Here is a 22504-nt window from a genome sequence, read left to right on the forward strand (position 1 = left end):
TCAGCGGAACGCCTGCTGACCGGTGATGTGACGGCCGAGGATGAGGGTATGGACCTCATCGGTGCCTTCGTAGGTGCGAACGGATTCGAGGTTGTTCGCATGCCGCAGCGGTGAGTAGTCGAGCGTGATGCCGTTGCCGCCGAGCATGGCCCGGGCATCGCGGCAGATCGCAATGGCCTCGCGGCAGTTGTTGAGCTTGCCCACCGAGATCTGCACCGGGTCGAGGCGACCGGCGTCCTTGAGCCGCCCGGTCTGCAGGGCCAGCAGGGTGCCCTTCTGGATTTCGAGGGCCATGTTCACCAGCTTCTCCTGGGTGATCTGGTACGCCGTCAGCGGTTTGTCGAACTGCAGACGGTTCTGCGCATAGTCCAGGGCGACGTCGAAGGAGTCCCGGGCCGCCCCCATGGCGCCCCACATGATTCCGTAGCGGGCTTCGTTGAGGCAGGAGAACGGGCCCTTGAGTCCCGTGACCTCGGGCAGGACCGCCTCGGCGGGCAGAGCCACTTCGTCCAGGGCGATATCGCACTGGATGGACGCGCGCATCGACAGCTTCGCCTCGATGGGAGTCGGCGTGAAACCAGGGGTGTCGGTGGGGACGAGGAAGCCGCGGATGCCGTCGTCGGTGGCGGCCCAGATGACGGCGACGTCGGCGATCGAGGCCAGGCCGATCCAGCGCTTGGCGCCGTTGAGGACCCAGCCGCCGTCGGCTCGGCGGGTGGCAGTGGTGGCCATGGATCCGGGATCGGACCCGGCGGTCGGCTCGGTCAGCCCGAAGCAGCCGATGAGCTCGCCTGCCGCCATGCCGGGCAGGTACCGGTTCTTCTGCTCCTCGGACCCGAATTTGTGGATCGCCGACATCGCCAGCGATCCCTGCACGGACACGAAGGTGCGCAGCCCCGAGTCGCCGGCTTCGAGTTCGAGGGCGGCGAGACCGTATTCGACGGCCGTGCGTCCGGGGCAGCCGTAGCCGTGCAGGTGCATGCCGAGCAGGCCGAGGTCGCCCATGTCCTTGACGATCTCGGTCGGGAACACCGCGTTCTCATACCAGTCGGCGATGTTCGGGCGGATCCGGTCGTCGACGAAGGTCCTGACCCGGTCTCGGATCTCGAGTTCGGTCTCCGAGAGGAGTCCGGCGAGGTCCAGCAGATCTGAAGGGTCGGAGGTGGCAGTGGTGGTCTCGGTGGTGGCAGCGGTCGTGTCGGTCATATCGGCTCCTCATGGCGGTCGGGGTCGTCTTCAACCCTGCCACCGGAATTCAGCGGAGTCCAAGAGGTAATATCGCATTGATTGATTGTATTTTCTTATCAATCAGCAGCACTGAGGAGAAGCTATGGAGTTCAGACAGGTCACCGCCTTCCTCGCCGTCGCCGAGGAGCTGCATTTCGGCCGGGCGGCGGAGAGACTCCGCATCGCCCAGCCCGCCCTCAGTCAGATCATCCGCGCCCTCGAGGCCGACCTCGACGTCGAGCTGTTCGAGCGCACGACCAGGCGGGTGAGGCTGACACCGGCCGGCGAAGCTTTGGTCGAGCCCGCAGCGGCGATCGGCACTCAGGTCGATGGCGCCCGGCGCATCGCCCGCGCCGCCCAGCAGGGATTGGCCGGCCGGGTGCGCATCGGCTTCGGCGGCACGAGCGGCTATTCGATCCTCTCCCGCCTGGCCCGGGAGGTGGGCGAGCGGCACCCGGGGATCAGACTCGACCTGCGCCCGCAGATGTACTGCGGACAGGCGGCCATCGCTGTGCGTGACGGACAGATCGATCTCGCCATCATCAGTCCCCCGGCGCCCGCCGGTGTCGAGGTCCACGTCATCCGTCAGGAGAGCGTGATGATCGCCATGCCCGCTGGACACGAGCTCGCCGATCGTGGGTCGGTCAGTATGGCCGGGCTGGCCGGCCAGCCGTTCATCTCCTATGCCCCGTCCCATGGTTCGCAGGTGCGAGAGGTGATGATGCGCCTGGCCGACGAGGCCGGTTTCCTCCCCCACGTCGTCCAGGAGGCACCGGACCCCTACAGTCTCCTCGCCCTGGTGGGAGCGCAGGTCGGCCTGGCCGTCGTCGTCGCGTCCTCGGATCACATCCGCATCGACGGAGTGCGCTATGTTCCTCTCGCCGAGGGTGGGGATGCCTTCACACTCGCGCTCGGCTGGCGGCGGAACAACCCGTCGGAGGCCTTGGCCCGGGTGGTCGACATCGTCGGCGAGGTCCTTCCGCGGGCGCAGTGAGCCTGAGTCAGTCGCGGTGACCGATTCAGGTGCCGCTCACCAGCTGATCACATGGGGGACGCTGACCTGTTTCAGGCCTTCGAGACCGAATTCGAGACCGAAGCCGGACTTCTTCACGCCGCCGAAGGGAATCCGCGGATCCACGGCACCGTGTTTGTTGATCCACGTGGTTCCGGCCTCGAGACGGGCAGCGACCTGTCGGCAGGCGTCGAGATCCGTGCCCCACACCGAGGAGCCGAGCCCGACCTCGAGGCCGTTGGCCCATTCGATGGCCTGGTCGAGGTCCGTGTACTTGATGATCGGCAGCACGGGCCCGAACTGCTCCTCGGCGACGAGCGGATTGTCATTGTCGATGTCGGCGACGAGCGTCGTGGGGTAGAAGTACCCGGGCCGCTCGGCGACCGGATCGCCGCCGACGAGCACGCGCGCTCCCCCGTCCTTCGCGGCTTGGACGAGGCGGGCGACGATATCGTACTGCTGTTTGTTCTGCAGCGGACCGAGCACGTTGTCCTCGTCGAGGCCCACACCCATCGGGGACGCTCCGGCCACCTCGACGAGGGCCTGGCAGACCTCGTCATAGAGCGATTCGGGCACATAAAGGCGCTTCATCGCCGCGCAGGTCTGGCCGGTGTTGATGAATGCACCCCAGAACAGATCGGCAGCGATGGCGGCGGGGTCGGCATCGGCGAGCACGATTCCGGCATCGTTGCCGCCGAGTTCGAGGGTGATCCTGGCCAGACTGTCCGCGGCGGTGCGCATGATCGCCTGCCCGGTCTTCGTCGACCCGGTGAACATGATCTTGTCGATGTCGGCATGGCCGGTCAGTGCGGCGCCGACGGCCCCGTCTCCGGGAACGACGGCGAGCACATCGGCCGGCAGCGCCTGGTTGACCACGGCCACGAGTGCCTGCACGGACAGCGGTGTGTACTCCGAGGGTTTGAGGACGACGGTGTTGCCCATCTTCAGGGCCGGAGCGAACTGCCACACGGAGATCATCATCGGCCAGTTCCAGGGTCCGACCGCGCCGACGACGCCGACCGGCCGGTAGTGGAGTTCGGCGTGGGTCTCACCGTCCTCGACGACGACCTCGGGGTCGAGCTCGAAGGCCGCGTTCGCGCGCAGCCACGCGGCGCAGGCCCCGACTTCGAAACGCGCATTGGGCCCGTTGAGCGGTTTGCCCTGTTCGCGGGAGAGCAGCTCGGCCAGCGCCTCGGCGGAGGCTTCGATCGCATCGGCGGCGGCATTGAGGCGGTCGCTGCGCTCCTGCGCGGTCTGCCCGGCCCATTCCGGTTGGGCCCTCCGGGCGGCGGCGACTGCCGAATCGATCTCTGCCGGGCTGCCCTGACGGGTGCGTCCGACGATCTCGCCTGTAGCCGGATCGCGGATCTCGCGCCCGTTGGGGTCCTCGATCGCAGACAGGATGGCGGCAGTGGTTGTGAAGTCGGTGGTCATGATGCTCCTTGCGTCGGGACGGTGCCGGCCGGGACTGCGCCGGTCTGTTCTGTGATCCGTTCAACAGTCAATGCGTTCACTGCCAGTGTGGACAGGTCTCGCGGTCCGCGTCTTGGCTCTGCAGGCGGAGTTCTTGACGATTCGCGCATCGACGCCGACCGCGGCCTACACCGTTCGGGTGGCCAGAACGCTGCGGCGGAATTCGGCGGGCGGCTGACCGACGACGTTGCGGAAGAGGCGGGAGAAATGAGCCGGATCGCTCAGCCCCCAGCGTGCGCCGATGGCTGCCACCGGGGTCTGTCTCTGCCGGGGGTCGGCAAGATCGGCCCGACACCGGTCGATGCGGCGACGCCGGATCTCTCCGGCCACGGTCTCACCGCTGCCTTCGAAGACCTGGTGCAGGGTCCGCACCGATATGAAGTGAGCGGCGGCGATGGTCGAGGGAGACAGCTGCGGGTCGGACAGATGCGCGTCGATGAAGTCTGTGATGTCGTCCCGCATCCGCTGCCGCTCATCGGCTTCGCCGCCGGCGGCCGTGAGCTCGTCGACCATCACCGTGGTCAGCAGGTCGACGACGTTGCCGGCCAACCGGACTCCGGTCGCCCGGTTCAGAGCCGGCAGCATGACTCCGGCCTGAGAGATGACCTGGGCGACGACCGCACCGAGCTGGTGGTCGGCACCGATCGGTGTGGCAGTGAGCTGGCCGACGGCGGCGACGGGCAGGTTCACCCGCGACTGCGGGAACATCATGACGTAGGACGAGAAGTCCGAATCGAAGCTGAGCGTGTAGGGCCGCGAGGTGTCGTAGATGGCCAGCGTCCCTGGGGCCAGAGCCATCTCACGGCCGTCCTGGATGAGCAGACCGTGTCCGTCGAGCTGAAGCGAGACCTTGAAGTAGTTCGCCGTGGCGCCGTGTTCGTCCGACCGGGTCCGGGAGATCAGCCCGGGGGTGCGCAGAACCGCGTGCGGATCGGCGTTGATCTGTGACATCACGACCGAGTCGTAGTCGCGTGCACTGATGCGCCCGGTGAATCCGCCTCGGCGCTGGGGTTCGGTGTCGAGCGGAACGAATGAGTCCGATACCAGGCTCTGCCATCCGTCGAAATCGTTCGCGGTGTCTTCAAGCAACATCGTCATCCTCAGGAGCTCTCTCGGCTTCGACCGCCTCGTCGATGCCCGTTGTCCGGTCACTCTATCCCCTGGCGGCGGGGCAGTCACGGTCGGGGACAGAATCACCGACCGATCGGTCGCTGCTGTGCTCCCAGCTTCAAGCCACACCTGCCCCCGGGGTCGAGGATCGCGTCAGCCGGTGCCGCGCATTGACGATCCGTGCGCGGGCGGCGGGCTCGGCTTGGCAACGCGTGCGGACTTGCCGCAGGTCTCTTCCACCGCGATGCCTGCCTCTCTAGCCTGACGCCATGACCACCAATGACGCCGGCATCGTCGCCGCAAGCATCAGCGCCCATCCGGAGAACTTCCCGACCGAGATCCCGGACGAACGATTCGACCACATCGTCATCGGGGCGGGCTCCGCCGGGTGCGTGCTCACCCGCCGCCTGCTCGATGCGGGCAAGAAGGTCTGCCTCGTCGAAGCCGGCGAGGACGAGACGAATCCGAACATCGATCATCTGAACAACCTCGGACTCATCTGGCATTCGGCTCAGGACTGGAACTACTACACCATTCCGCAGCCCGGCGCCATGGACCGCAGGCTCCACCTGCCCCGCGGGAAGGTGCTCGGCGGTTCGAATGCGCTCAACGCCGTCATCTGGGTCCGCGGCGACGCCTGGGACTACGAGCAGTGGGTCGAATCCGGCTGCCCCGGCTGGTCCTGGGACGACGTCTGGCCGGTGTTCCAGGCGATCGAGAACTATGACGGGGAGATCACCGACACCCGCGGCACGACCGGTCCGATGGATGTGCGCCTCGACTACGAACGCAACCGGCTGCAGGAAGACATGCTCACCGCGTCCGTAGAGGCCGGGGTCCCCTTCAACCCCGACTACAATTCGGGCAGCGTCGAGGGAGTCGGCCGGATCCAACTCAATGTCCGCGACGGGAAACGGCTGAACACGTGGCGGGCCTACCTCAAGCCCCGCCTCGGCGACGAGAACCTCACGATCCTCACCTCCACCCATGCCCGGCGGCTCCTCGTCGAGGGCACGACGGTCACCGGGCTCGAGGTCGACTTCCGCGGTCGTGTCGGCACACTGTCCGCCGATGAGGTCATCCTCGCCGCCGGTGCGCTGGCGTCGCCGGAGCTGCTGCTGCGTTCGGGTATCGGTCCGGCCGGAGAGCTCGCCGAGGTCGGTGTCGAGTCCATCCACGACCTGCCGGGAGTGGGCAAGAACCTCCAGGACCATTGGCTCTCACCCGTGGTCTTCTCCACCGGTAACCATCAGGTGCCGATGGGTGAGGTGGCCCCGGCCGAGGTGCACCTGTTCGCGAAGTCGCGTCCCGAACTGCCGGCGCCCGACACCCAGCCCCTGTTCTTCTCCGTGCCGATGTACGCTCAGGACGCCGCCCCCGCGGCGCAGGACGGGCCCGGTCCCGGAGGCGCCTTCACTCTGCAGGGCGGACTGGTCCGTCCCGCAAGTCGGGGCGAGGTCAGACTCAGCGGTCCGAATCCGCAGGATCCGCTCATCGTCGACCCGCAGGTGCTCACCGCACAGACCGATGTCGACGCCCTCGTCGCCTCCGTGCGGCAGTGTCGTGAGATCGGTCGGGCGGACGCACTGGCGGCCTGGCAGCCCACGGAGATCCATCCCGGCCCCGAGGTGTCCGATGACGATCTCGAGGACTACGTCCGCGGCTCAGTCGTGACCTATCACCACCAGGTCGGAACCTGCCGGATGGGCACCGATGGGGACGCGGTCATCGACCCGAGCACATTCGCCGTCCATGGTCTGTCCGGGCTGCGCCTGGCCGATGCTTCGATCATGCCGCAGGTGACGACCGGGAATACGAATGCGCCGACGATCATGATCGCCGAACGGGCCGCGGCCGCACTCGTCGGGTCCCCGGTCGAGGGCATCACCGCTCCCGGCCGCTGACCGAGAAACCGGTCGTCAGGAGGGTTCTTCCTCGGCGAACGGGGCCGAGGCCAGGTCGAGGCGTTCGACCTCATCGGCGCTGAGCTCGAGACCGGGTGCGGCCATGATGGCCTCGAGCTGATCAGGCGTGCGCGCCGAGGCGATCGGCGCTGTCACACCCTTGGCCAGCAGCCAGGACAGTGCCACGGTCGATGGTGCCACGTCGTGGGATTCGGCGATCGCCACAAGGTCATCGACAGCCTTGAGTCCCTCGGCGTTGAAGTATCCCTGCACCATTGCCCCGCGATCGGCCCCCTCCAGGTCGGCCTCGGTGCGGTACTTGCCGGTGAGGAAACCGGCGGCGAGGCTGAAGTAGGAGAACACGGCCAGATCATGCTTCTCGGCCACTGGGCGCAGGTCCGTTTCGAACTCTCGCCGGTACACCAGGCTGTACTGCGGCTGGACGGCCACCGGCTTGACCAGCCCTTCGTCCTCGCATGCGGCGAACCAGTCGGCCAGACGCGCCGGCGAGTAGTTCGACACGGCGATGTGCCTGGCCTTTCCGGAACGCACGATCTCATCGAAGACCCGGGCCACCTCGGCGATGGGGGTCACCTCATCGTCACGGTGGGCATAGTAGAGGTCGACATGATCGGTCTGCAGGCGTTCCAGGGAGGCGTCGATGGCGGTGCGGATGTAGGCGGGATCCTGAGTCTGGTGATCGGGATGATCGCCGACCTTCGTGGCGATGACGATGTTGTCGCGGTTGCCTCGGGCGGCCAGCCAGGTGCCGATGATGGTCTCGGATTCGCGGCCGGTCTTCCCCGGCACCCACGCCGGGTAGGATTCGGCGGTGTCGAGGAAGTTGCCGCCGGCGGCGACGAAGGCGTCGAGGACGGCGTGCGAACCGGCCTCATCGGCGGTCCACCCGAAGGTGTTGGTGCCGAGGTTGATCGGAAAGATGGACAGTTCGGTGCCGGGGATCTCAACCTGCGTCATCGTTCTCCTCTTGACGGTCGATGTCGATGGACTCGGCCCGTACAGGGCCACGATCAGGGATAACGCCACCTCGGGGGCGATTATTCCGTCACCGATCCTCTCCGTCACCGGTCCTCATTTGAGGAGTCGGTCCATGCGCCGATCGGACAGTTTCCTCCCGCCCGTCTGGCAGTGCGGGCAGTACTGGAGCGATCGGTCGGCGAAGGACACCTCGGCGATCGTGGTCCCGCACACCGGGCATGTCCTGCCCGTACGGCCGTGGACCGAGAACCCGCGCTTCTTCGCGGCTTTGACCTTCCCCGGCGGCAGGCCGCTGAGCGCCTGACGGGCGGCGGTGAGGACTGCCCTGATGGCATCGACCAGAGTGTCCGCGTCGACGGTCTTCGCCGTGGCGAACGGCGAGAGCTTCGCGGTATGGAGGATCTCGTCGGAGTAGGCGTTGCCGATGCCTGCGATGATTCGCTGATCCTCGATGACGGTCTTGATCCTCGCTGCCGACCCCGCCAGACCGGCAGCGAGCTCCTCGGCCGTGATGGACAGCGCGTCGGGGCCGAGTGCCGCCACTGCTGCGACCTCTGAGCGGTCGCGGACCAGCGACACTGCGGCGTTCTTCTTCGATCCCTGCTCGACAAGGTCGACAGCGGCTCCTGAGGCCAGACTCACCCGCATGCCCAAGGGCCCTCTGCCCATCCTGATCGGACCGCTCGGGGCTGCATCGTGCCAGTTCAGCCAGCCCATGCGTGCGAACCGGCAGACGAGTTCGAGGCCGTCGAATCCGATGATGAGCATCCGCCCGGCGCGGTCGACTTCTGTGATCTCCAGGCCGGCGAGCGCCTCGAGGTCCGGCTCGACGGTCTTGAGCAGACTGAGTTCGGCGATATCGGCACCGGTGACGAAGTCGCCTATCAGTCGCGGACGCAGGAACTCCACCAGGGCGTCGACCTCGGGCAGTTCCGGCATGAGTCCATTATGCCCTCCGGTTGCATGGCGCACCAGGGACGACGGGTCTTGAGAACCCCGCGGTCCGGGTCTAGCGTGGACGGACACGGTCGATCCGCCGCGATCGTCGACGGATCGTCCAGAACCCTGCCGAAGGAGGCTGACGATGCCCGAGAATGTTGCCCAGAAACTCATCAGATCGCATCTCGAGTCCGGGGAGTTCGCACCCGGCAACGAGCTCGGGCTCCGCATCGACCAGACCCTGACCCAGGATGCGACGGGAACCCTGGTCATGCTCGAGCTCGAGGCCCTGGGTCTCGACCGGATCCGCACCGACCTGTCTGTGCAGTACGTCGATCACAACCTTCTGCAGACCGATGAGAAGAACCCCGAGGACCACGAGTTCCTCCAATCGGCCGCCCAGCGATTCGGGCTGTGGTTCTCAGCCGCCGGCAACGGCGTCTCCCACCCGGTCCACCAGTCGCGGTTCGGCAAACCCGGCGCGACACTCATCGGCTCCGATTCGCACACCTGCGCGGCCGGCGCCCTGGGGATGCTGGCCATCGGCGTCGGTGGCCTCGAGATCGCCATGGCCATGGCAGGTGAACCCCTCTACATCGCCGCCCCGCAGGTGATGGGCGTCGAACTCACCGGCGAGATGCCGGACTGGGTCTCGGCCAAGGACGTCATCCTCGAGATGCTGCGCCGGCACGGAGTCAAGGGCGGGGTCGGCAAGATCATCGAATACCACGGGGAGGGCCTCAAGCACCTCACGGCCATGGATCGACACGTCATCGCGAATATGGGTGCCGAACTCGGTGCCACCGCCACGGTCTTCCCTGCCGACGATGCCGTCCGCGACTATCTCGAGGCAAGTGATCGCGGTGAGGACTTCACCCGAATCGTCGCCGATGCCGGGGCCGAATACGATCTCACGGACTCCATCGACCTCTCGCAGCTCGAACCGCTCATCGCCGCCCCATCGTCTCCGGGCAATGTCACCCCCGTGCGCGAGGTCGCCGGCGAGGAGGTGTTCCAGGTCGTCGTCGGCTCCTCGGCCAATCCCGGGCTGCGCGACTTCGCCGTGGTGGCCGAGACTCTGAGCGAACACCAGATCCACCCGCAGATCTCACTCGACATCAACCCGACCTCCCGCGAGGTCCTCGCCGACCTCATCTCAGGCGGCTGGCTGACATCGCTGGTGAGCTCGGGGGCACGGATCCACCAGTCCGGCTGCATGGGCTGCATCGGCATGGGCCAGGCACCGGCCGTGGGACGCAACAGCCTGCGCACCATGCCGAGGAACTTCCCCGGCCGCTCCGGCACCGATGAGGACTCCGTCTGGCTGTGCTCTCCGGAGACCGCAGCCGCGGCGGCACTGACCGGTCGGATCACCGATCCCCGCGACCTCGACATGGACTACCCGAAAGTGCGGCTGCCGGAGAAGTTCTCGGCCAACCGCAAGATGCTCATGCCACCGCTCGAGCCCGAGGAGGCGCGGAAGGTCGAACTGGTCAAGGGTGAGAACATCTCGACCCTGCCGGAGTTCGAACCGCTGCCGGACGACATCGACCTCGAGGTCCTGCTCAAGGTCGGCGACAACGTCTCCACCGACGAGATCATGCCCGCCGGTTCGCGCGTCCTGCCGTACCGGTCGAACATTCCGAAGATCTCCGAGTTCGTCTACATCCAGGTCGACGACACCTACGCCACCCGCGCGGCAGAGCACGAGGGCGGTCATGCCATCGTCGGCGGCGAGAACTACGGTCAGGGTTCGTCGCGTGAGCACGCGGTCATCGCTCCCCGCTACCTCGGGCTGCGGGTGGTCGTGGCGAAGTCCCTGGCGAGAATCCATTGGCAGAACCTCGCGAACTTCGGTGTCCTCGCCCTCGAGTTCACCGATGAGTCAGGCTATGAGGACCTGTCCCAAGGGGATGTGCTGGTCTTCCTCGGACTGCGCGATGAGCTGGCCGAGGGCAAGACCGTCACCGCCGAGGTGGACGGCCGGACCTTCGAATTCCGCCACGGTCTCTCACCCCGCCAGGTCGAGATGGTCCTGGCCGGAGGACGCATCGCGCAGCGCGCCGAGCACGAGGCCCAGACTTCCTGAGTCTCAGACCGGCTGAGTCTCACAGCGACTGAGCCCCTGACCGACTGATGGCGGCCCTGCAACCATGTGGTTGCAGGGCCGCCATCACTGATGTGTGAGCTCAGCGCACCCCTGCCATGAGCTTGACGATGGGCTTGCGGAAGGCGAAGAGCAGGATTCCGACGACGATGGACACAGCCCCGATCGTGAGGAAGTAGGGAACCTCGTTGTCGGTGGAGTAGAAACCTGCCAAGGAACCGGAGGCTGCGGTGCCCAATGCCACCGAGAGGAAGAACAGGGCCACCATCTGCGAGTGGAAGGCCTGCGGCGCCAGCTTGGTCGCCAACGACTGGCCCACCGGTGAGAGGCAGAGCTCAGCCATCGTGAACAGGAAGTACACGAGGACCATCACGATGAATGGCACGGAGTTGGCACCCCCGCCGGCGAGCGGAATGAAGATGAAGAAGGCGATGCCCATGACGACAGTGCCCATCGCGAACTTCACCGGAGTCACCGGCTGCCGATCGCCGAGCTTGGTCCACATCGCAGCGAACACCGCTGCGAAGATGATGATGAAGGCCGGATTGATCGACTGGACGACGCTCGGAGGGAGTTCGAGTCCGAAGATCGTGCGGTCCAGACGCTGGTCCGCGTAGATCGCGAGCACGGTGAACTGCTGCTGGAACAGTGACCAGAACACGGCGGAGCCGATGAACAGCGGAATGAAGGAGATGACCCGGCTGCGTTCGGTGGCGCTGATCCGCTTCGAGATCCCGATCACGATGAACAGGACGACCGCCGCGATGAGCGTGACGATGACGACGACGTCCGAGAGGTTCTCGGCAGTGAGGATTCCCAACATGGTCGCCGCGATGATGATGAGGACGCCCAGGGCGCCGATGAGGGACCAGCGGGTCGCTTCACGCCGCGACAGCGGATTCGTCGGCTTGCTGCTCTCTTCGGTGACGGTGTGGCGGCGCATGAGCATGTACTGCACGAGCCCGATGGCCATGAGCACGGCAGCCAGTCCGAAGCCCCAGTGGAATCCCTTCCATCCCCAGACCGCTGAGGTCAGCAGGGGGCCGATGAGACCGCCGATGTTGACGCCCATGTAGTAGATGGAGAACGCGGCGTCCCGCCGGTTGTCCTTGAGATCGTAGAGGTCACCGAGGGTCGCCGACGTGGTGACCTTGAGCGAACCGGAGCCCACAGCGATGCAGACCAGCCCGATGCCGAGGCCGAGGCCTCCCGGCAGCAGCGACAGGGCCAGGTGGCCGATCATGACCACCGCGGCCGAGGTGATGACCGTCTTCTCCGAACCGAGGATGCGGTCGGCGACCCAGCCGCCGAGAACCGAGGAGAGATAGACCAGTCCGCCGTAGGCACCGACGATGGACGTTGCCACCGCTTCGGACATTCCCAGGCCGCCGTCCGTGGCGGAGTAGTAGATGTAGTAGGCGAGCAGGCCCTGCATCCCGTAGAAGCTGAACCGCTCCCACATCTCGACACCGGCGAGATTCGCCAGGCCCCACGGATGGCCGAAGAAACTGCGTGTCTTCGTGATGGACGTCTGTTCGCTCTTCAGTTCTGATTGTGGCACTCGCTCATCTTAGGACTGTCGAAGCGATCATGCATCTTCGCTCGTGAGCCCGGCAGAGAGGCGAAGTCCGAGTGTCCGAGCGCAGGGATCGACCTGCGCCGCTGAGACAACGCAGACTGCGGCCCGGGCACCTCGCAGGAGGTGTCCGGGCCGCAGTCTGGATATCGGCGCTTCAGGCGCCGGGCTCAGGACCGGGAGCGGTCGATCAGCCCTTCACCCTGGCCTCGATGGCCTGACCCACCTCTTCGTCGATGTTCTTCCAGTACTGGATCGCGTTGGACAGCACCGGTTCCTCGACACCATCGGACAGACCGCCTGCGACAGTGTCGATGAGACCCTGTCGCTCTTCCTCGGAGTAGACTTCGCGGACCAGCGTGTGCGCCTGACCGAAGTCGTCGTCCTCAGCATGCAGGCTGTAGGCGCTGCGGACGAGCTCGCCGTCGGACTCCCAGCTGTTGTCGATCGTGCCCTGCGTGTCCTGGTAGGCACGTCCATACGAGTTCGGGGCGTAGACCGGAGCATTGCCCGAGTGGTTGTACTGCATCTGGCCTTCCTTGTCATACGAATTCGTCTTCGTGACAGGGGCGTTGACCGGCAGCTGGTTGAAGTTCGTGCCGATCCGGTTGCGCTGGGCATCCGGGTAGGAGAACACACGTCCGAGCAGCATCTTGTCCGGCGAGATTCCGGTGCCGGGCACCATATTCGACGGGCTGAAGGCCGCCTGCTCGATCTGGGCGAAGTGGTTCGAGGGGTTCTCATTGAGCGTGAACTTGCCGACCTTGATCAGCGGGTAGTCCTTCTTCGACCAGGTCTTCGTCAGATCGAAGGGGTTGAACCGGTAGGTCTTGGCCTCTTCGTAGGGCATGATCTGAACGTAGAAGGTCCAGGACGGGTATTCACCACGCTCGATGGCCTCGAAAAGGTCACGACGGTGGATGTCCGCGTCCTCACCGGCGAGCTGACCGGCTTCCTCGTTCGTCATGTTCTCCACACCCTGATCGGTGTGGAAGTGGTACTGGACCCAGAACTTCTCGCCCTCGGAGTTGATCCACATGTAGGTGTCCGAGGAGTAGCCGTTCATGTTCCGCCAGGTCTTGGGCAGACCGCGCGGTCCCATGAGGTAGGCGACCTGGTGGGCGGATTCGGGTGAGAGCGACCAGAAGTCCCACTGCATGTTGTTGCTGCGCAGACCCGAATCAGGAAGGCGCTTCTGCGAGTGGATGAAGTCCGGGAACTTCATCGGGTCGCGGACGAAGAAGATGGGCGTGTTGTTGCCCACCATGTCGAAGTTGCCCTCTTCGGTGTAGAACTTCAGCGCGAATCCGCGCACATCGCGCCACGAGTCGGGCGAACCGAGTTCACCGGCGACGGTGGAGAAGCGCGCGAGCATCGGGGTCTTCTTGCCCGGCTGCAGGAAGTCGGCCTTCGTGTAGGCGGAGACGTCCTCGGTGACCTCGAGCTGACCGAAAGCACCCGATCCCTTGGCATGCGGGCTGCGCTCGGGCACACGCTCGCGGTCGAACCGGGCGAGCTTCTCGACCAGGGCCACATCGTGGAGCATCAGCGGGCCGTCGGCGCCCACGCTCAGCGAGTGGGCATCGGACTCCCTGGGCGCACCGGACTCGGTCGTCGATGGCTTGGTGCTGTCGTGCCCGGGGTACTCATGATCTGTATGTTGCGTCATCACATCTCCTAACCACTTGGCATCGGGCGCTGTGCCACCGCAGCCGCGCTTCCACGTAGGATGCGGCACCACTTGCCCGATTGATTCGCTTCACCGACTTCGGCAGAGCGCTGTCGGCATTGGTTTCAAACTAACCCTATTCTTGAATCATTACAACCAAGGCCACACTGCATTGATTCCCGAGCAGCGTGTTGATCGGCTCACCCCTGCGCCGAGGAGGCTCCCGAACCGCTGCTGCCGCCGACGCTCGAATCGCCTCCCGAGCCGGACCCGCCCCCGGCGCCTCCGTCGGAACTCGAACCGCTGCCTGATGCGTCGGACCCGCCCTGGCCCTGACTTCCGGAGCCGTTCGAGGTGCTCGACGCGTCGGAGGTGTCCGTTCCGTCCGAAGAAGTCGATGAGCTCGCATCGCTGCCCGTGCTCGACGAGGCGTCTGAGCCCTGATCGGTCTGCGCTCCGGTCGTGCCTTCGGTCTCACCCTCACCCGCCGAGGTGGCCCCGCCCTCGTTCGACCCATCGTTCACGGTTCCCGTGTTCGAGTCGGTGCCTGACTGGGAACCGGCCCCGGAGCCGGAGGAACCTGAATCCGAGGATCCCTCGCTGCCGCCGTCCGTTCCCGTCTCTTCAGCGGATCCGGTGTTCCCGGAGACCGCGCGTGAGATCTGGGACGTGCCCGGGGAGATGTCGGCCCCAGTGACGGACTCGGCCATGACCACGGCGCCGAGTCCGATCCCGAAGGCGGCCACACCGATCGTGACGGGGTAGAGCACGCGCTTGCGCCGCAGCTTCTGCCACCACGTCTGCGAGGTCTCTGCCGCGGTGCCGGTGGACCCATCGGCTGCGGCCGGGGCCGTCGCGGCCTCCGCCGCTGCGGTGTCATCGGTCGCCGGTGCGGAGGCGAAGACGGATTCGCTGCGCACGCCTTGAGCGGTGCCGGCCCTGGCGGCCGGGCCGCCTTTGGTCATCTGAGCCTTCACTGCGGGAGCCAGTTTCGAACCGACTTCCTTGATCTTCTCCTTGCCCTTGTCCAGGCTGCGTCCGTAGATCGTCACGGCCAGGCCGGTGATGATGCTGGCGACACCGGCACCGACGACGGTTCCGGCGACTCCGAGCTGACCGCCGATGACCGACGAGGTCGCTGCGGCTCCGGCGCCGGCGAGCAGTTGGGTCGCCGAGATCCGCCCCTCTGACTTCTTCTCGTCCTCGGGAGCCGGGCCGTGCGCGGCTGCGGGAGCGACGCGTGTGTCGGTCTGGTGTGCGGCCGCGGCGGTGGTCGATGCTCCCTGCACGCCCGGTGTCCCCTGCACAGCGGTGTCCTGCTGGCGCACAGCGGTGTCTTGCAAAGGCGTGTCACGGCGAATCGGATTCGGCGGCATCACCGGTGTGGTCGCATGCTGGCTCGGTGCCTGGCACCGTTCTGTCTCCGTCGCACAGCGAGAGGCGGCGAGTTCCTCGGTGATCAGCGGAAGGGTCTGCGAATGCTGCTGTGGGGTCGTTCTGTCCTCGTGGTCAGCTGCGTTCTGCTGCTTGTCCAACTCTCCGTGTTTCGACGTCAATGTTCCTCCCAAAACCAGTGCTTCGAATCAGTATCGTCCGCCAAGGTTCGGGCAGCCTGACCCGCCCGGCCCCAGCCTGGGAGAACGCTGATGGACACCGTCATCGGCAATGCCCTGACCAGGTGTTTCATCGCCCAATGTGACCTCGGGGACAATCGGCTCTCACCATTCCCACAGGAGCGGAGAGAACGGCCGCTCGTGAGACTCCTCCGGCTGGGACGATCGGCGCATCGGCATCGACCAGGACGGGCGCTGGGCTTGCCATGAGAGCTGAGAGGACTAACCTGAGTTCGTGCTGTCCGACGGTCCTTCCGCCGAGGAGCACCGAACTTTCGCATAACAGAGAGGGACGTGCACAGATCTTCTGCGTGTGATTCCAGAGCACGGCGGTCTCGCGTCTCTCATGCCCGCTAACGGAAGGTGAAGACGTGTTCGGACCGGACAATGTCCGTCGGCGGTGGCGCCCGGACGAGATCACAGTGACCAAACCCGATGTCACGAAGCGAGCGATCGGGGCCGCAGCCATCGGCAACATCACAGAATGGTACGACTTCGGCGTCTACGGCTATCTCGCGGTCGTCATCGAGGGGATTTTCCTGCCGAAGGATTCGGGCCCGATCGGCCATGTCATCGTCGCGGGACTCTTCGCCGTGGCATTCCTCGTCAGGCCGCTCGGGGGCCTGTTCTTCGGCCCCCTGGCCGATAAGATCGGGCGCAACAAGGTGCTCGCGATGACGATGATCCTCATGGCCTCGGGCACCTTCCTCATCGGCGTTCTGCCCGATTACGCGACCGTGGGACTGTGGGCGCCGTTCCTGTTGCTGGGCTGTCGCCTGCTGCAGGGCTTCTCCACCGGCGGCGAGTACAGCAATGCGATGACCTTCATCGCCGAATACGCCCCGGATCGTCGGCGCGGCTTCCTCGGCAGCCTGCTCGAGGTCGGAACCTTCTCCGGCTATGTGCTCGGCGCCCTGTTCGCGACGATCGTCCAGACCGCCTCGACACCGGAGTTCCTCGCCGCCTGGGGGTGGAGAATCCCCTTCTTCATCGCCCTGCCGCTGGGCTTCGTCGGCGTCTATCTGCGCACGAAGCTCGCCGACACCCCCGCCTACAAGGAGATGGAGAAGCTCGCCGAACAGGATGAGGCGGACCACCGCACGAAGGGTGAGTTCAAGAACATCTTCCGGCTGTGGCCGAACCTGCTGGCCTGCTGCGGACTCGTGCTGGCGTGGAACGTCACGAACTACATGCTCACCTCGTTCATCCCGCTCTACTTCCCGATGGTCGAGGACATCCAGGGCAGCGGCGGGGTCTCGGAGCTGACCTCTCAGATCCTGCAGATCCTCGTCATGGCCTGCTGCCTGGCGCTCATCCCGCTCATCGGCAGGCTCTCGGACAAGGTCGGGCGGAAGGCCGTCGTGCGGGCCGGGTCGATCTCTCTCATCGTGCTGTCGTTCCCGTCCCTGTGGCTCATCCGCGGTCACAACGACGTCGTGGTGTTCCTGGGCCTGCTGATCATGGGTCTCAGCCTCATCTGCTTCAGCGCGACGATGCCCTCGACCCTGCCGTCCCTGTTTCCGACGATGGTGCGCGCCGGTGCTCTGGCGATCGCATTCAACGTCTCGATCTCACTGTTCGGCGGCACCACCTCGGTGGCGATGACATCGCTGATCAACGCCACCGGATTCCTCATGTGGCCGGCGATCTACCTCATCGCCGCCGGAATCATCGGACTCGTCGCGATCCACTTCGTGCCGGAGAGCAACCGGCGACCGCTGTGGGGATCGACTCCGTCAGCGGCCTCGAAGGAAGAGGCGAAGGACCACGCCGAGGAGCTCAACAGTCAGGTCGAACCCGCCTGAGCGACAGGCTCGGGCGGGTTCCGCCGATTTCGGGCTCGGCCCCGGGCTCAGGCTCGGCAGAGGCAGAACGGGTGGCCGGCCGGGTCGAGGAAGACCCGGAACGTCTCTCCGGGCTGTTCGGCGGCCTTGCCCGCACCGATCTCGATCACGGCCGCCTCGGCGGCATCGAGGTCCTCGACGATCACGTCGAGGTGCATCTGCTGCGGGTGATCCTGGCTCGGCCAACTGGGCGCGTGGTAGTCCTCGACCTGTTGGATGCAGATCGGGGGCCAGGAATCGGAGGTGACCTCGGCCCATGTGCCGTCTTCGTCGACGGCGACCTTCCAGTCGAGGAGCTTTCCGTAGAACTGCCCGAGTTCGGCCGCGTCGGGAGCGTCGAGCACGACAACGGGCTGCTTTGCGATAGCCATGCACCCGAGTCTACGCCGTGAGACGCACAGAGCGAAGGAGACTGCGGAAGCGGCGTAGAATTGTTGAGCAGATCCACCGATGCCGTCGAGCGCAGCCGCACCGGTACCCCACCAGCGAAGGTTCGCAATGAGTTCTCACGTCCTGCCCACCGTCGACGATCCGGCGGTTTACATCATTCATGACAATCCCGACTGGATCTCCCCATTCACGGACGCCCTCGACCGCCTCGGCGTGCGTCATGTCGAATGGCTGCTGCCCGAGACGAGGATCGACCTCACCGACGCACCGCCTGCCGGGCTCTTCTGGTCGCGCCTGTCGGCCTCGGCGCACACGCGCACGGACCCGCATGTGAAGGACTTCGGCCGGGCGGTCCTCGACTGGCTGGCCGCGGCCGGACGTCGCGTCATCAACGGTCGTGGGGTCTTCGAACTCGAGGTGAGCAAGATCCGTCAGCACGGTGCGCTGACCGGGCACGGCTTCGACGCACCGCGGACCGCGGCGGCGTTCGGCAGCCGGGCTCTGGTCGAGGCGGCTCGGGGCTTCACTCCGCCATTCATCACCAAGCACAATCAGGGCGGCAAGGGCCTCGGTGTGCGTCGCTTCGACTCCCATACCGAGCTCGAGGCTGCGGCCGAGGACTTCGCACCCGGCGGCGCGAACGAATCGATCGACGGCATCAGCCTCGTCCAGGAGTACGTGCAGCCGGCCCAGCCATTCATCACCCGCGCCGAGTTCATCGGCGGCCGCTTCCACTATGCGGTCCGCGTCGACGTCTCCGACGGCTCCTTCGAGCTGTGCCCGGCCGATGCCTGCGAGATCCCACGCGGCGAGGCCGGATCCGGTGCCGCAGCCCCGTTCAGCCGGCGGGAGGAGATCACCGCCTCGACCCCGCTCATCGGCCACCTCGAGGAGCTGTTGGACGATCTGGGGATCGCCATCGCCGGTGTCGAGTTCATCGACACCGGCGACGGCCGCCGGGTCGTCTACGACATCAACACGAACACGAACTACAATCCCGCCGTCGAATCCGCCGAACAGCTGGCCGGACGGTCACCGGCCGTCGACCGGATCGCTGCGTATGTGGCCGGACAGCTCGCCGAGGTGGCCCCACAGACCTCTCCCCTGGCCGGATCCGCTTCCCGGTGAGCACCGGCGGCGGGGCGCACTCCCCTAGACTGACCACATGAGCACTGAGGTTGATGCAGTCGTCGTCGGAACTGGTCCCAACGGCTTGGCTGCCGCGGTGACCCTGGCCCGCGCCGGGCTCTCGGTGCAGGTCTTCGAGGCTCAGTCCACCATCGGCGGGGGTGCTCGCACCCTCGACCTGGGTGTGGCGTCGGGCATCACCCACGACGTCTGCTCAGCCGTCCACCCACTGGCCATCGCCAGCCCCTTCTTCGTCGACTTCGATCTGCGTGCTCGCGGAATGGAACTGACCACCCCCGAGATCTCCTACGCCCAGCCCCTCGACGGGAAGCCGGCCGCGCTGGCATTCCGCGATCTCGACACCACGGTCGACCGCCTCGGTGAGGCCGGACCGGAGTGGCGGCGGTTCTTCGCCCCTCTGCTCGACCGGATCGACGATTCCGTGTGGTTGTCCCTGGGCGACAAGCGCTCCGTGCCCGAGACTCTGCGCGACGCACCCGGAATCGCGAACGTCGTGAAGTTCGGTCTGCGTCTGCTGAGCCAAGCCGGCCCCGCGTGGAACGTCCCCCTGTCCCACGAATCGACCCAGGCCCTGTTCACCGGCGTCGCCGCACACGCGATCGGCGGACTGCCGGCCATGGGAACCTCGGCCACGGCGACGATGCTGTCCACGCTCGCCCATGCCGTGGGCTGGCCGTCCCCTGTCGGCGGTTCCCAGGCCATCATCGACGAACTCGTCGCCGACCTCGAGGCCCACGGCGGATCCGTGACCGCGAATGCGCGCATCGATCATGTCTCGGACCTTCCCGCCGCCGGAGCCTATCTGCTCGACACCTCGGCACTGAACGCCGCGCAGATCTTCTCCGGGCTCCTGCCGTCCCAGGTCGACCGCTCGCTGCGGCGGTTCAAACACGGCAATGCCGCGGCCAAGGTCGACTTCGTCCTCGACGGTCCCGTGCCCTGGGCCGATCCCGACGTCCGGCGCGCCGGCACGATCCACGTCGGCGGAACACGCGCCCAGATGGCCGCGGCAGAGTCTCAGGTGATGGCCGGACGCATGCCCGCCGACCCCGTGTGCCTCGTCTCCGACCCGACCGTCTTCGACCCCTCACGTGAGGTGGGCGGGCTGCGGCCGCTGTGGGCGTATGCGCATGTGCCCTTCGACTGCCCGCTCGACCCGACCGAGTACATCACCGGGCAGATCGAACGCTTCGCCCCCGGATTCCGCGACACCATCGTGGCCTCGAGCTCCATTCCGGCCTCGGAGATGGCCGCGCACAATCAGAACTACATCGGCGGGGACATCGCCACCGGCGTCGTCTCCTTCTACCGCATGCTGGCCCGACCGCGTCTGAGCTGGGACAACTACAGCCTCGGCGTGCCCGGCGCGTTCCTGTGCTCGGCGGCGACCCCGCCGGCGCCCGGCGTCCACGGGATGAACGGCTGGTTCGCCGCCCGCCGCGCGCTCAAGACCCGATTCGGCATCGACCGGGCGCCGAGCCTGGCCCCGGGCGACTGAGTCCGCTGGGGCTCCAGTGCCCGAACCCGCTCCTGCGACCCCGCCCGCCGTGTGACTGCACATGATCGAATCGGGCACAGATTGTCGGGCGGTGGGCGCGTCGGGGACGGAAACATGGTTGAGCGAAGGGAGACACCGTGATCGCCGAACTCAACGCGCTCATCGACATCATCGAATCGCGCCTGTCCGGGCAGGCGAACCCCGCCCACCCGATGGCTGGCTGGTGCCTCGATGTCGGTGAACTGGCACGAGAGCTCGGCACCACCGAATACCACCTGCGTCGGATGTTCTCGTCGCTGGCGGGGATGCCGCTGTCCGATTACGTCCGCCGACGCCGCATGAGCGTCGCCGCCGGCGATGTCATCGGCGGTGAGGATCTGCTGAGCGTGGCCGTGCGGTACGGCTACGGTTCGACCGAGGCCTTCGGCCGAGCCTTCCGCTCGGTCCACGGGGCAGGCCCGTCCCAGGTGCGGCGAAACGGCGGTCCCCTTCGCAGTCAACCGAAGCTCAGGCTGCGCCTGACGATCGAAGGGAGTTCGTCCATGGACACTCGCATCACCGACCGACCGGCCTTCTCACTCATCGGTCACGCCATACGCGTGCCTCTCATCTACGAGGGAGAGAACCCGCATATCCGCGAACTCGTGGACTCTCTGCCGGCGGGCGAGCACACCCGTCTCAAGTCGCTGTCGGCCACCGATCCTGCCGGGCTCCTGCAGGTCACCGCCGATGTCGACCCGGACTATCGGGAAGGGACCGAACTGACGTACCTGCACGGCGTCGCGGTCTCGACCACCGCCCAGGTGCCGGACGACCTCGACGTCATCGCGGTCGACGCGGGCCCTTGGGCGGTCTTCACGGCCTCGGGCCCGTACCCGGAAGCGCTGCAGGAGACATGGGCCGCCACCGCGGCCGAATGGTTCCCAGCGAACCCCTGGAGGCTGCGACCCGGCCCGTCGATCGTGTCGATCATCGACCGGGCCGAGGACTTCAGCACTGCGACGACGGAGCTGTGGCTGCCCGTCGAGCGCGAGTGACAGTCGCTGCGGCCGGCGTCCCCGCGGGGACGTCGGCCGGCCCGTCCGCGGGGCGGTCGGCGGCCAGCAGCCTGGCCCCCTTCGCCGCCGTCAATCCCGCGCCCAGGACCCCGATGATGACGAGGGCGGCTCCGCACAGCTCGCCCGGAGAGACAGTCTCGCCGAGGAAGACGAACGCCGCGCTCATCCCGACGACGGGCACGAGCATGGAGAACGGCGCCACGACCCCGGCCGGGTTGCGCGACATCAGCCAGGACCAGATGCCCGAGCCGAGGATCGTCGCGATCACCACCGTGTAGAGCAGCCCGGCCACTGCCAGCAGACCCGAGGGGCTCGTCAGTCCGAGGAACGACGTTCCCACCCGGTCGGGGCCTTCGACGAGGAGTGAGAGCACGAGCATCGGCACCGGGGGCACGACCGACATCCACATCGTCAGCTTGATCGGCTCCACGCTGTGGGACTGTCGGTTGCAGATATTGCCGATCGCCCAGCCGAGGGCACCGGCCAGGGTCAGGAGGAACGGCAGGATCGCATTCGAATCGAAGCGCTGCCACCCGACGACCGCCAGACCGGCCATCGCCACGAGCAGGAAGACCATCTGCGAACCACGGACCCGTTCGCGCAGGAACGCCATTCCCAACAGCACCGTGAATGGCCCCGAGGCCTGGAGAACCAGGGAGGCGAGACCAGCGGGCATCCCGATGGCCATCGCCCAGTAGAGGAACAGGAACTGCAGCAGGCCGAAGCCGAGCCCGTAGCCGATGATCCACCTGATGCGCACCCGCGGCAGCGGCACGAAGAGCACGGCCGGGATCGCCAGCATCGCGAACCGCAGCGCGACGAGGAGGAACGGTGGGAACTGTTCGAGGGAGAGGTCGATGGCGAGGAAGTTCAATCCCCACATCGCAGCCACCGAGGCGGCCAGCAGACAGTGTTTGAAAGACATGCTCCCATTGT

General features: G+C 66.4%; 17 protein-coding genes. 7 read left to right on the plus strand and 10 right to left on the minus strand.

The features are described from left to right. A complete protein-coding gene (locus ACQE2J_RS16515) occupies positions 1-1206 on the minus strand; it encodes an acyl-CoA dehydrogenase family protein (RefSeq protein WP_426936667.1) in 1206 nt (401 codons plus the stop codon). Positions 1207-1330: 124 nt separating this feature from the next. Here ACQE2J_RS16515 and ACQE2J_RS16520 point away from each other — a divergent pair, with 124 nt between their 5' ends. Continuing rightward, positions 1331-2221, plus strand: a complete 891-nt coding sequence (locus ACQE2J_RS16520) for a LysR family transcriptional regulator (protein ID WP_426936668.1) — start codon at positions 1331-1333, stop codon at positions 2219-2221. 36 nt (positions 2222-2257) lie between these two features. Here ACQE2J_RS16520 and ACQE2J_RS16525 read toward each other — a convergent pair whose 3' ends face one another. Further along, positions 2258-3673, minus strand: a complete 1416-nt coding sequence (locus ACQE2J_RS16525; protein WP_426936669.1) for an aldehyde dehydrogenase family protein — start codon at positions 3671-3673, stop codon at positions 2258-2260. A gap of 165 nt (positions 3674-3838) precedes the next feature. Next, positions 3839-4804, minus strand: coding sequence for a helix-turn-helix domain-containing protein (locus ACQE2J_RS16530; protein WP_426936670.1), 966 nt, complete (start codon positions 4802-4804; stop codon positions 3839-3841). 287 nt (positions 4805-5091) lie between these two features. Here ACQE2J_RS16530 and ACQE2J_RS16535 point away from each other — a divergent pair, with 287 nt between their 5' ends. Then, positions 5092-6726, plus strand: a complete 1635-nt coding sequence (locus ACQE2J_RS16535) for a GMC family oxidoreductase (RefSeq protein WP_426936671.1) — start codon at positions 5092-5094, stop codon at positions 6724-6726. A 15-nt stretch (positions 6727-6741) separates the two neighbouring features. Here the strand turns inward: ACQE2J_RS16535 and ACQE2J_RS16540 are convergent, their stop codons facing one another. Further along, positions 6742-7704 (minus strand): aldo/keto reductase, encoded by a 963-nt coding sequence (locus ACQE2J_RS16540; protein WP_426936672.1) that lies wholly within the window; start codon positions 7702-7704, stop codon positions 6742-6744. A 114-nt stretch (positions 7705-7818) separates the two neighbouring features. Next, positions 7819-8664, minus strand: a complete 846-nt coding sequence (locus ACQE2J_RS16545; RefSeq protein ID WP_426936673.1) for a DNA-formamidopyrimidine glycosylase family protein — start codon at positions 8662-8664, stop codon at positions 7819-7821. Positions 8665-8809: 145 nt separating this feature from the next. Between ACQE2J_RS16545 and ACQE2J_RS16550 the strand changes: the two genes are divergently transcribed. Then, complete coding sequence (locus ACQE2J_RS16550; protein WP_426936674.1) at positions 8810-10753, plus strand: aconitate hydratase; 1944 nt, start codon at positions 8810-8812, stop codon at positions 10751-10753. Positions 10754-10853: 100 nt separating this feature from the next. Here ACQE2J_RS16550 and ACQE2J_RS16555 read toward each other — a convergent pair whose 3' ends face one another. The 3 genes from ACQE2J_RS16555 to ACQE2J_RS16565 form a co-directional block, all read right to left on the minus strand. Next, positions 10854-12332: a peptide MFS transporter gene (locus tag ACQE2J_RS16555; RefSeq protein WP_426936675.1), complete on the minus strand. Its 1479-nt coding sequence runs from the start codon at positions 12330-12332 to the stop codon at positions 10854-10856. A 205-nt stretch (positions 12333-12537) separates the two neighbouring features. Further along, on the minus strand, positions 12538-14016 hold the full coding sequence (locus ACQE2J_RS16560; protein ID WP_426936676.1) for a catalase: 1479 nt from the start codon (positions 14014-14016) through the stop codon (positions 12538-12540). Positions 14017-14216: 200 nt separating this feature from the next. Next, complete coding sequence (locus ACQE2J_RS16565; RefSeq protein ID WP_426936677.1) at positions 14217-15572, minus strand: hypothetical protein; 1356 nt, start codon at positions 15570-15572, stop codon at positions 14217-14219. A gap of 428 nt (positions 15573-16000) precedes the next feature. Between ACQE2J_RS16565 and ACQE2J_RS16570 the strand changes: the two genes are divergently transcribed. Continuing rightward, complete coding sequence (locus ACQE2J_RS16570; RefSeq protein WP_426936678.1) at positions 16001-17434, plus strand: MFS transporter; 1434 nt, start codon at positions 16001-16003, stop codon at positions 17432-17434. Positions 17435-17481: 47 nt separating this feature from the next. Here ACQE2J_RS16570 and ACQE2J_RS16575 read toward each other — a convergent pair whose 3' ends face one another. Next, positions 17482-17844, minus strand: coding sequence for a VOC family protein (locus tag ACQE2J_RS16575; protein WP_426936679.1), 363 nt, complete (start codon positions 17842-17844; stop codon positions 17482-17484). Between the two features lie 127 nt (positions 17845-17971). Between ACQE2J_RS16575 and ACQE2J_RS16580 the strand changes: the two genes are divergently transcribed. The 3 genes from ACQE2J_RS16580 (at position 17972) to ACQE2J_RS16590 (ending at position 21547) form a co-directional block, all read left to right on the plus strand. Continuing rightward, positions 17972-18991 carry an ATP-grasp domain-containing protein gene (locus ACQE2J_RS16580; protein ID WP_426936680.1) on the plus strand — a complete coding sequence of 340 codons (1020 nt, stop codon included), beginning with the start codon at positions 17972-17974 and terminating at the stop codon, positions 18989-18991. Between the two features lie 37 nt (positions 18992-19028). After that, entirely contained in the window at positions 19029-20510 is a 1482-nt protein-coding gene (locus ACQE2J_RS16585; protein ID WP_426936681.1) for a phytoene desaturase family protein, read from the plus strand. Positions 20511-20647: 137 nt separating this feature from the next. Continuing rightward, on the plus strand, positions 20648-21547 hold the full coding sequence (locus ACQE2J_RS16590) for an AraC family transcriptional regulator (RefSeq protein WP_426936682.1): 900 nt from the start codon (positions 20648-20650) through the stop codon (positions 21545-21547). Here the strand turns inward: ACQE2J_RS16590 and ACQE2J_RS16595 are convergent. Continuing rightward, positions 21501-22493 carry an EamA family transporter gene (locus tag ACQE2J_RS16595; protein WP_426936683.1) on the minus strand — a complete coding sequence of 331 codons (993 nt, stop codon included), beginning with the start codon at positions 22491-22493 and terminating at the stop codon, positions 21501-21503. The two genes, ACQE2J_RS16590 and ACQE2J_RS16595, sit on opposite strands and share 47 nt — an antisense overlap. Positions 22494-22504: the final 11 nt, after the last annotated feature.

Source organism: Brevibacterium sp. LE-L, assembly GCF_050214925.1.
Classification (GTDB): Bacteria; Actinomycetota; Actinomycetes; order Actinomycetales; family Brevibacteriaceae; genus Brevibacterium.

Bases quoted from the DNA above. Each gene is read 5' to 3' on its own strand.
- ACQE2J_RS16515 (WP_426936667.1), bottom strand. From the start codon at position 1,206: ATGACCGACACGACCGCTGCCACCACCGAGACCACCACTGCCACCTCC.
- ACQE2J_RS16520 (WP_426936668.1), top strand. From the start codon at position 1,331: ATGGAGTTCAGACAGGTCACCGCCTTCCTCGCCGTCGCCGAGGAGCTG.
- ACQE2J_RS16525 (WP_426936669.1), bottom strand. From the start codon at position 3,673: ATGACCACCGACTTCACAACCACTGCCGCCATCCTGTCTGCGATCGAG.
- ACQE2J_RS16530 (WP_426936670.1), bottom strand. From the start codon at position 4,804: ATGTTGCTTGAAGACACCGCGAACGATTTCGACGGATGGCAGAGCCTG.
- ACQE2J_RS16535 (WP_426936671.1), top strand. From the start codon at position 5,092: ATGACCACCAATGACGCCGGCATCGTCGCCGCAAGCATCAGCGCCCAT.
- ACQE2J_RS16540 (WP_426936672.1), bottom strand. From the start codon at position 7,704: ATGACGCAGGTTGAGATCCCCGGCACCGAACTGTCCATCTTTCCGATC.
- ACQE2J_RS16545 (WP_426936673.1), bottom strand. From the start codon at position 8,664: ATGCCGGAACTGCCCGAGGTCGACGCCCTGGTGGAGTTCCTGCGTCCG.
- ACQE2J_RS16550 (WP_426936674.1), top strand. From the start codon at position 8,810: ATGCCCGAGAATGTTGCCCAGAAACTCATCAGATCGCATCTCGAGTCC.
- ACQE2J_RS16560 (WP_426936676.1), bottom strand. From the start codon at position 14,016: ATGACGCAACATACAGATCATGAGTACCCCGGGCACGACAGCACCAAG.
- ACQE2J_RS16575 (WP_426936679.1), bottom strand. From the start codon at position 17,844: ATGGCTATCGCAAAGCAGCCCGTTGTCGTGCTCGACGCTCCCGACGCG.
- ACQE2J_RS16580 (WP_426936680.1), top strand. From the start codon at position 17,972: ATGAGTTCTCACGTCCTGCCCACCGTCGACGATCCGGCGGTTTACATC.
- ACQE2J_RS16585 (WP_426936681.1), top strand. From the start codon at position 19,029: ATGAGCACTGAGGTTGATGCAGTCGTCGTCGGAACTGGTCCCAACGGC.
- ACQE2J_RS16595 (WP_426936683.1), bottom strand. From the start codon at position 22,493: ATGTCTTTCAAACACTGTCTGCTGGCCGCCTCGGTGGCTGCGATGTGG.